Origin of the sequence: Mesorhizobium sp. M7A.F.Ca.AU.002.02.1.1 (genome assembly GCF_003998535.1) — a bacterium.
Taxonomy (GTDB): domain Bacteria; phylum Pseudomonadota; class Alphaproteobacteria; order Rhizobiales; family Rhizobiaceae; genus Mesorhizobium; species Mesorhizobium ciceri.
The window spans coordinates 1-8,927 of the sequence record NZ_RZPB01000191.1; the positions used below are offsets into that span (position 1 = coordinate 1).

9 protein-coding genes are annotated in these 8,927 nt (G+C 59.2%); all 9 read left to right on the forward strand.

The genetic code is table 11. From position 1 onward, the window contains the following. A partial coding sequence (locus EN879_RS14130; RefSeq protein WP_164774408.1) for a serine hydrolase domain-containing protein occupies nucleotides 1-1,027 on the forward strand: 1,027 nt, incomplete at its 5' end. Between the two features lie 53 nt (nucleotides 1,028-1,080). Continuing rightward, complete coding sequence (locus EN879_RS14135; protein WP_063170700.1) at nucleotides 1,081-2,667, forward strand: ABC transporter substrate-binding protein; 1,587 nt, start codon at nucleotides 1,081-1,083, stop codon at nucleotides 2,665-2,667. A gap of 12 nt (nucleotides 2,668-2,679) precedes the next feature. After that, on the forward strand, nucleotides 2,680-3,606 hold the full coding sequence (locus tag EN879_RS14140; protein WP_063170699.1) for an ABC transporter permease: 927 nt from the start codon (nucleotides 2,680-2,682) through the stop codon (nucleotides 3,604-3,606). Continuing rightward, nucleotides 3,603-4,454 (forward strand): ABC transporter permease, encoded by an 852-nt coding sequence (locus EN879_RS14145; RefSeq protein ID WP_063170698.1) that lies wholly within the window; start codon nucleotides 3,603-3,605, stop codon nucleotides 4,452-4,454. Before EN879_RS14140 ends, EN879_RS14145 begins: the two co-directional genes overlap by 4 nt. After that, on the forward strand, nucleotides 4,451-5,410 hold the full coding sequence (locus EN879_RS14150; RefSeq protein WP_063170697.1) for an ABC transporter ATP-binding protein: 960 nt from the start codon (nucleotides 4,451-4,453) through the stop codon (nucleotides 5,408-5,410). Before EN879_RS14145 ends, EN879_RS14150 begins: the two co-directional genes overlap by 4 nt. Further along, nucleotides 5,407-6,357, forward strand: coding sequence for an ABC transporter ATP-binding protein (locus EN879_RS14155; RefSeq protein WP_063170696.1), 951 nt, complete (start codon nucleotides 5,407-5,409; stop codon nucleotides 6,355-6,357). The genes EN879_RS14150 and EN879_RS14155 overlap by 4 nt, the downstream gene beginning before the upstream one ends. Before the next feature lie 21 nt (nucleotides 6,358-6,378). After that, complete coding sequence (locus EN879_RS14160; RefSeq protein WP_063170695.1) at nucleotides 6,379-7,095, forward strand: M15 family metallopeptidase; 717 nt, start codon at nucleotides 6,379-6,381, stop codon at nucleotides 7,093-7,095. A gap of 135 nt (nucleotides 7,096-7,230) precedes the next feature. After that, nucleotides 7,231-7,584, forward strand: a complete 354-nt coding sequence (locus tag EN879_RS14165; protein WP_063170694.1) for a RidA family protein — start codon at nucleotides 7,231-7,233, stop codon at nucleotides 7,582-7,584. Nucleotides 7,585-7,591: 7 nt separating this feature from the next. Then, nucleotides 7,592-8,830 carry an FAD-dependent oxidoreductase gene (locus tag EN879_RS14170; protein WP_063170886.1) on the forward strand — a complete coding sequence of 413 codons (1,239 nt, stop codon included), beginning with the start codon at nucleotides 7,592-7,594 and terminating at the stop codon, nucleotides 8,828-8,830. Nucleotides 8,831-8,927 lie beyond the last annotated feature (97 nt).

Below are 8,927 nucleotides of genomic sequence, written 5' to 3' on the forward strand. Positions count from 1 at the left end.
GGTCTCAGGAGCCGCCGTCGCCATCGCCTCCAGAGACAGCGCGACGCGCTACACCGCGGCCTTCGGGTTTGCCGATCTGGCGCAAAACCGCAAATTGACCGCGGACACGCCAATGCATTTGGCTTCGGTCAGCAAACTGGTCACCGCCACGGCCCTGGTCCAGTTGTTTGAGCGGAAGGGCTACGATTTGCACGATGACATCAACAAGTTCATCGACTTTCGGATCAAGAACCCTCGCCACCCGAGCTTGCCGATCACGCCGCATCAGCTGATCACGCACACATCCAGTATCTCGGATAAAGGCTACGACGATCTGGACGTGGCCACCGACGGAGATCCGACGCAAAGCCTGAAGGGCTTTCTAAAGGACTATCTTGTTGAGGGTGGCGCATACTATTCGCCTACCACGTCGTTTTTCCCAGCCAAGCCAGGCAATCGATGGAGCTACTGCAATGTCGGGGTGGCGTTGGCAGGTTATGCGGTCCAGTGCATCAGCAAGCAGAGCTTTTCCGCGTATACCCAGAAGAACATATTCGAACCGCTGGGTGTTCGAAATGCGCATTGGTATCTGAAAGAGTTTGCACCAAACGTTCTCGCCAAGCCTTATGAATATGTGAAAGGCGCGTTCAACGAGCTGCCGCAGGAGGGATATCCTGATGTCCCGTCTGGAATGCTTCGTTGCTCGGTAGCCGACCTCACAAAAATCCTGCGTGGCATGCTTGGCGGAATAACCGGCCAGTGCGCGATTTTGTCGCCACGCGCAGTAGCCGCCATGTTGCACGACCAGGTCGATCCGGAACTGGTTTCGTACCAGGGGCTGGGCTGGGTTTCTGAGCCGATCAACGGGCACGATTTCGTCGGGCATTCCGGCAGCGACGTGGGCGCCTCCAACATGGTGGTCCTGACGCGGGATCAAACCCATGCGGTCGCCGTGCTGATGAACATCGAGGGCACCAAGAAGACCGGCGATTTCAGGGCCTCGGTGATCGAAGACCTCGTCGTAGGGGCCAAGCTTGCGAGATGGTGAGGCAGCTAACCACTCAGGAATGCCGTCAAAAAAACTAAAAAAGGGGAGAGAATATGAATAGACGCGAGTTTCTGATCTCTGCATCTGGTCTGTCGCTGGCCGCAGGGGTTGGAGTGCTGTCTCCTCCTGCGCATGCCTCGCAGGACGAGCTTGTGCTGGTGCTTGGCAGCAGCAGCAATGGCTGCCCCAACTACGACCCGATCCGCGGCACCTATCTCAATCTTGGAGCCTATTTGATCTACGACAGGCTGATCGAGATGGATGCCGATCAGTCCTACCATCCGCATCTCGCGCAATCTTGGGAAAATTCCCCGGACGGGATGAGCTGGAGCTTCACATTGCGTCAGGGCGTCAAGTTCCACGATGGCGAGCCCTTCAACGCGCACACGATCCCGTGGTGGATCTCGAAATACGCGGGCACCGAGAATCAGTTCATGGTCGACGCCATCGACCACGTCGAGATCATCGATGACCATGCGTTCCGGTTCATCATGAAGCGGCCAGAGCCAAATCTCATCTATTATTTGGCGAACGTGTTCATGGGAATCCCGAGCCCGAAGTCCTATGACGCAGTGAGTGACGGCTACGGCGTGACGGAAGCTGTGGGAACCGGGCCTTTCAAGCTTGAGAGCTTCGTCATCAGCCAGGAAACCGTGCTAGTCAGCAATGACGATTATGCCTGGCCCAATCCGCTCTCCGAAAATCAGGGGCCGCCAAGCATCAAGCGTCTGACACTGCGCGAGATTCCGGATGCTTCGACAGCCTTCCTGGAACTGAAGACCGGCGGGGTTGGCATGCTGCTTGGCCTGCCTACCGAATTTCTCCCTCAGTTGCAGGCTGAAAAGAGCATCAAGTTCCGGACCCTGCCCGGCATCGGCGTCACCACAATCAAGTTCAACGTTCGCAAGGAGCCGTTCACCGACATCAAGATTCGTCAGGCGACAGCCCTGGCTGTTGATCAAGCTGCCATCCTCCAAGGCGTCTACAACGGCATCGGAACAGAGTCGCACCAATTTCTTATCGCCTCGCTCGCGGAATCGCGGGTCGGCAAGGATTTTGAGATCCACTACGATGCGGAAAAAGCCAACCATCTGCTCGACGAGGCCGGATGGGTTCGCGACGACGATGGCGTCCGTCACAAGGCCGGGGCACCGCTGGCGGTCAGCCTCTGGACGAGAGGCGAGACCGAATACAAGCGGATTGCCGAAATTGTGCAGGCTCAGCTCAAGGCGGTTGGCATGGCGGTCGATATCGCTGTGTTCGATAAAGCCTCGCTGGATGATCAACTCAAAAAGGGCGAACACCAGTTTGTCGTCAATCACTACGATTGGAACAATGCGGACGAACTCGATTGGGAGTTCAGCGCAAAACGCATTCCCTTCCCAAACGTATCGATGTGGGACGATCCGCGCTCAGAGGAGCTCAACGAAATCGCAATGCACAAGTCCAAGACCTGGGACGAGCGTGTCGCTAATTTCAAAAAACTGCATGAATATATCCTTAGCCAGTTCGTCTTCATACCCATCCACGAGGCCGCGCAGAATATAGCCTACAACAGCGACATGCTGTCGGTTCCCGAAGCCATCCGTGGGGCGGAGATCATGCAGCAGACGGTTCTCGACCTGAAAGCGGTCGGGTAGGCGACCTGGTCCATGGCCGCATATCTCCTGAAGCGGACGCTGTTGCTCCTGCCCATTTTTGTGGTTGTCTCGGCTCTTGTCTTTATGGTCGTCCACTTCGTCCCGGGCGATCCCATCAACAATCTGGTGCGGGCCGGCTCTTCGCCGGCTCAGCGCGCGCAACTGGTTGTCAAATACGGCTTGGATCGCAGCCTGATCGAGCAATATCTGCTGTGGATGTTCCACCTTCTGCAAGGTGATCTTGGCACCTCGATCCTTCAAGCTCGGCCGGTGCGCGATCTCATCTTGCAAAACCTGCCATACAGCCTCCAGCTCGGCGTGGCGGCGCTTGTCCTTTCTTCATTGGTCGGGATTGTCGCCGGTGCGCTCGCTGCCAGCTATCAAGGCACGCGGATCGACGAGGCGATAGGCGCATTGAGCTTGCTTGGTGCGACCCTGCCAAGTTTTCTGCTTGGCCTGCTCCTGATCCTTGTCTTCGCTGTCTGGCTTGGCTGGGTTCCCGTTTCCGGCGTGCGGTCCTGGACTTCGTTGATCCTGCCGGTCCTTGCCACCAGCCTTGGTGGCATTGCCCTGGTGGCGCGCATCACCAGGATCGCGATGGTCGAGACGGCCAGCCAGGACTTCGTAACCCTGCTGTACGCCAAAGGGCTGTCTCCGTGGCGTATCCAGATCCGGCATGTTCTGCGCCATGCCATGCTGCCTGTCGTGACCATTCTGGGGCTGCGTATTGGCTGGATCATCGGCGGCGCCGTGACGACCGAATATGTATTCGCTCGCCCCGGTTTGGGCAGCCTGCTGATCCGCGCGCTGAACCAGCGTGACTATCCGCTGGTTCAAGGCTGTCTGCTGATGCTTGCGATGGCTGTCATCCTGGGCACCCTCATGGGCGACGTCGCTCAAGCCTTCATTGACCCTCGCCAGCGGAGATCCCAGTCGTGACCCGCAAACGATACACCGCGTTTGTGTCCGCATTTGCCACGCCAAAAGGGTGTGTCGCGGGCGTTTATCTGCTGCTTTTGATTAGCGCGGCGCTTCTCGCCCCATGGTTGGCGCCCTATGGCGATTCCCAGCAGAACCTCTCCATCATGAACCAGCAGCCATCGACGAGCCATCTGCTGGGGACCGATGAGTTGGGCCGCGACGTGCTGTCGCGTGTGATCTTCGGCGCTCGCACTTCGCTCACCGTCAGTTCCACGGCGATTGGCCTGTCGCTGCTCCTGGGATTATTCCTCGGTGCCGCGTGTGGATATTTCGGTGGAGCCCTGGACCGGATCGTGATGGTGGCAGTCGATCTTACCTGGTCGTTTCCGGAGATACTGATAGCCTTGATGCTGGTCGCCGTCGTCGGGCCGGGACTCGGCGGCGTCGTCTGCGCGGTGGCGATTGCCTACCTTGCACAATTCACCCGGCTGACGCGCACCCAGGTGATCTCGCTCACCGGCGAAACCTATATCGAAGCCACCCGAAATCTCGGCGCCACGCACTTTCGTATCCTGTTTTCCCACCTTCTGCCCAATGTGCTTGCTCCCGTGCTGGTCGCCGCCATCCTTGCCACGGGCGATGCCATCATCCTCGAAGCCACTTTCGGCTTCTTTGGCCTGGGCGCGCAGCCGCCAACGCCGAGTTGGGGCGCCATGATGAGTTCCGGGACGGCGCAGCTCTTCATCGCCCCATGGGTGATTCTGTTTCCGGGATTTGCCGTGGCCATGACGGTCATCTTCCTGAACCTGTTTGGCGACGCTCTGATTGGGGCGCTCAATGTCCGATCCAAACCAAAGGGCGCATGAAAATGCTTCTTGCTGTGGAACGACTGCAGATCGGTTTCGGCGCCTTCTCGCCTGTCGATGATGTCACCTTCGGTATCGATCGTGGCGAGATTCTCGGCGTGGTCGGCGAGTCGGGGTCTGGCAAGTCGCTGTCGGCGACAGCGATCATGGGCCTGTTGCCACGCATCGGTGCGAGGATCAGCTCAGGTCGCATGGCGTTTGACGGCATCGATCTGGTGGGCCTGCCGGAAAAGCGCATGCGCCGGCTGCGTGGCGGAAAGATTGCGTTGATAACGCAGAACCCGATGACGTCGCTCGATCCGATGATACGGGTCGGCCCCCAGATCGACCAGTCATCGCGCCTTCATCTTAAGGTCGACCGTAAGGCCGCCCGCGCACGAAGTCTGGCTCTCATGACGGACATGCAGATACCCAATCCCGCTGTCGTCTACGATCTCTATCCCTTTCAGCTCTCCGGCGGCATGAAGCAGCGCATTGTCATCGCAATGGCGCTAGCCGGCGAGCCGCAGCTTCTGATTGCGGATGAACCGACCACCGCGCTCGACGTCACCGTGCAGGCGCAAATCATCAAGATCCTCGTGGATCTCGTAAAGCAGCGCGGATTGGCGCTGATCCTCATAACGCACGACATGGGCATCGTGGCACACGCTTGCGATCGGGTGGCTGTCATGTATTGCGGGCGGATAGTTGAGTCCGGTGCGGTGGAGCGGATCTTTGAAAATCCTCGCCATCCCTACACAAAAGCCCTGATCCGCTGCATTCCTCGCCTCGGCATGGTGCGAGGTAGCCTTAGCGCCATCCCAGGAACGGTACCGAACGCCGCGGCTTATCCGACTGGCTGCCGTTTTCGTCCGCGTTGTCCGGTTGCTGTCGTCCGCTGCCAGACCGAAATTCCCAAACTGCACGGTGATTGCGAAGGCCATGGTACCGCCTGCCATCTGGTGACAGCAGCATGAGCAAGCTTCTATCCGTGAAGGACCTCAGCTGCCGGTTTACGAACACGGCCCTGTTTCGAAAGCCGCGCGTCTTCCGCGCCGTCAGCGATGTCTCCTTCGAAATTCAACGCGGCGAGATCGTCGGGGTCGTCGGTGAATCGGGATGTGGCAAATCCACCTTGGCCCGCCTGGTGCTTCGGCTGATCGAGGCCAGCGCGGGAGAGGTCCGTTTCGACGGGCAAGACATCGCCCAGCTGTCGGCGGGGAATTTGCGGCGGTTGCGCCGTCACATGCAACTGGTGTTCCAGGATCCATATTCGGCGATCGATCCTCGTTTTTCGATAAGAGATGCGTTGCTTGAGCCTTTCCGCATCCAGGGCGTGAAGCCAGATTCGGCGGAGGCAACCGTGACCTCGCTGCTGGATATGGTTGGCCTCAGTGGTGCTGTCGCCAACAGCTATCCCCACCAGTTGTCAGGCGGACAGAAACAGCGGGTCGGCATTGCCCGTGCTCTCGCGCTCAAGCCGTCCCTTGTTGTGCTTGATGAGCCGACAGCGTCTCTGGACGTCTCGGTACAGGCGCAGATCATCGCGCTGTTGGACCAACTGCGTGGCGAGTTGAACCTTACCTATCTCTTCATTTCCCACGACCTCGGACTGGTCAGCTATTTCTGCCATCGCGTCCTTGTCATGTATCTGGGCCGTGTGGTCGAGGTGATGGCGAGCAACGCCAAGCCTTGCCACCCCTACACGCAGGCCCTGTTCGACAGCACATACGAGCCCGACCCCAAGCAACGACGCAAGGTCGCCCGGCTTTCGGGTGAAGTCCCCAGTGGCTATGATATCCCGCCCGGCTGTTCATTCGCAGCACGCTGTCCACGCGCCACTGACCTGTGCCGCCAATTATTGCCGCCCCTGATGACTATCGCCAGCGGACAGCAAGCCGCCTGTCACCATCCCTTGATCTAGAATTGCGAGGAGCAAAATTACATGAACACGCAGGACGCCTGCTATGCTGCCCTTGAGCGGCATTTCCTGACATACACGGAATTGGCCGCAGTGCCGGTGGAGGACAATGACGAGCCCCTGATTGCGATCGGCCCCGAGTTCTCAGGCAAAGTCCTCGCCGTAGACAGTACGATGAAAGTACACACGGGAGACCAGATCTTCGTCCGGTCGCGTGTGGTTCCGATGCTGGATGTGGCGCAACGCGCGCTCCGCGAAATCGCACAAGATTACGACCTGGAGGTTGTCTGTGGCTATCGGCATCTCGATGTGCAGCGCCAGCAATTCCAGGATCAGATCCAGCACGTGCAGCAAAGAACTCCCTCCCTGTCTGGTGAAGCGCTGAAGGAGGCGGCTCACCGTTTCTCGGCCGTACCGGAGGTAGCAGGGCACCCGACCGGCGGCGCGGTCGACGTCCGGATCATTCAATCGAACGGTCAGGCGCTCGCTATGGGCACTGAACTGGGCGAGGATTGCCCGGACACCTACGTCTTTTCGCCATTCATCAAGAGAGAGCACTGGCGCAATCGACAGACGCTCAGGTTCTGCATGCTTCGCGCCGGCTTTGCGCCATTTGACGGCGAATGGTGGCATTTCTCATTCGGGGACCGTGAATGGGCGCGCTATTTCGACAAGGACAGAGCGATCTACAGCCAGCTCAGTTTCTCCATGGATAAGGGCGCGGAGACGACCTCTCGTTGATTGCCGCTGGAACTGGAAGCCTGCTCGCCTCGGAGCGGGCTCCATCCTGTATTAACGTCCTGCGACGGCAGAACCTGTTTGCTCGCTAGCGAACCCAAAAGAGCGCCGCCGCGCCGATCCTTCCAAGGACCTGTCATGACCGCTTCCACACTGCCGTTCTCAAACCTTCGCCGTGCCGGCGATACAGTCTACCTCTCGGGCGAACTCGGCTTCGATGACACTGGAAAAATCTCCGGCGACATTGTGCAGCAAACCCAAAACGTTCTGCGGCGGATCGAGGCCACCCTTGGCACTAGTGGATTATCGCGACGCGATATCCTCTCCTGTACCTGCTACCTGGTGCGCAAGGACGATTTCTCCGCCTTCAACCAGGTGTATCGCGCTTTCTTCAGTCACCATCCGCTGCCGGTCCGTGTCACTGTGGTTAGCGAGTTGGTCATCGACGCGCTGATTGAAATAGCTGTCATCGCGCAGGACTGTAGCGTTTGACTTGCCGATGAGTGAGTTTGCGATCCTCGGCGCCGGCATCGTCGGTGTGACGACAGCACTTGCCCTGCAAGAAGGCGGGCATGAGGTCATCATCATTGACCGTCGGCAACCGGGCAGGGAGGCAAGCTACGGAAACGCCGGGATTGTCCAGCTCGAAGTGATGGAGCCCTATGCATTTCCGCGGGCCGCGCTTGATGTACTGCGTCTGGCACTCGGGTTGGGCAACGACGTCAGGTACCAGCTGGCGGCTCTGCCCTCCGCGGCACTGCCACTCGCGCTCTACTATCTCAACTCTGCCCCGATAAGATATCGGACAATTTCCCATATCTATAGGCAGTTGATTGGCCACTGCGCCGCGGACCACGACAAGCTGATTGCCGGAGCCGGCGCAGAACACTTGTTCGTCAGACGCGGCTACATCCAGATGCATCGCGAGGCCCGTGAGCTCGATACGGACGCCGCGCAGGCGGAACGCTACAGAAAGGACTTTGGTGTTCAGTCGCGCATCTTGACCAATCAGGCGTTGAGAGGTGAGGAGCCCTGCCTGAAGAGGGATTTCGCGGGTGCCGTGCATTGGCAACAAAGCAGAAGTTGTGTTGATCCGGGCGGGCTCGTCGCGACGTATGCAGCGCTTTTTCGCCGCCGCGGCGGCACCCTGCTGGAAGAAGAAGTGCGGTCACTGACGCAGCCTGCTTCCGGCTGGCACGTCCACTTGCGGAACGGGCGACGCCTGGCCACTGAAAACATCGTCATTGCGCTCGGTGCCTGGTCGCCATCCCTCCTCAGGCCGTTGGGCGTTTCCATGCCCATGATACGCAAGCGGGGCTACCACAGGCACTACAAAGCCGATCGCCTTCCAGGCAGGCCGTTGTTCGATGTTGCCGCCGCGGCCCTCTATTGCCCCATGAGTCAAGGGCTTCGACTGACCACGGGCGCCGAGATTGCCCGCTTCGCGTCGACCAAGACGCCTTGGCAACTGGCCCGAGCCGAACGTATGGCGCGCGAGGTGATCGATTTCGGTGAAGCCGTCGAGCCTGAGCCCTGGGCAGGTTGGCGGCCATGCATGCCAGACATGCTTCCGGTAGTTGGCGCCGTTCCCAAAATCCCCGGCCTCTGGTGCAATTTTGGTCACGGCCATCAGGGATTTACCCTTGGACCCACAAGCGCCCGGCTATTCTCGGAACTGGCGGGCGGCAGGGCCGAAGATCAGGTGACTCAGGCTGTATCCCCTGTGCGATATCTCTGAACAACGGGGTAGCGGTTGCGCCGGATACCGCTTAGATCGAGCCCGCTTCGCATTGGACCTCCTTCCAGATTCCGCCGGTATCACCGCGGAGCCCAGA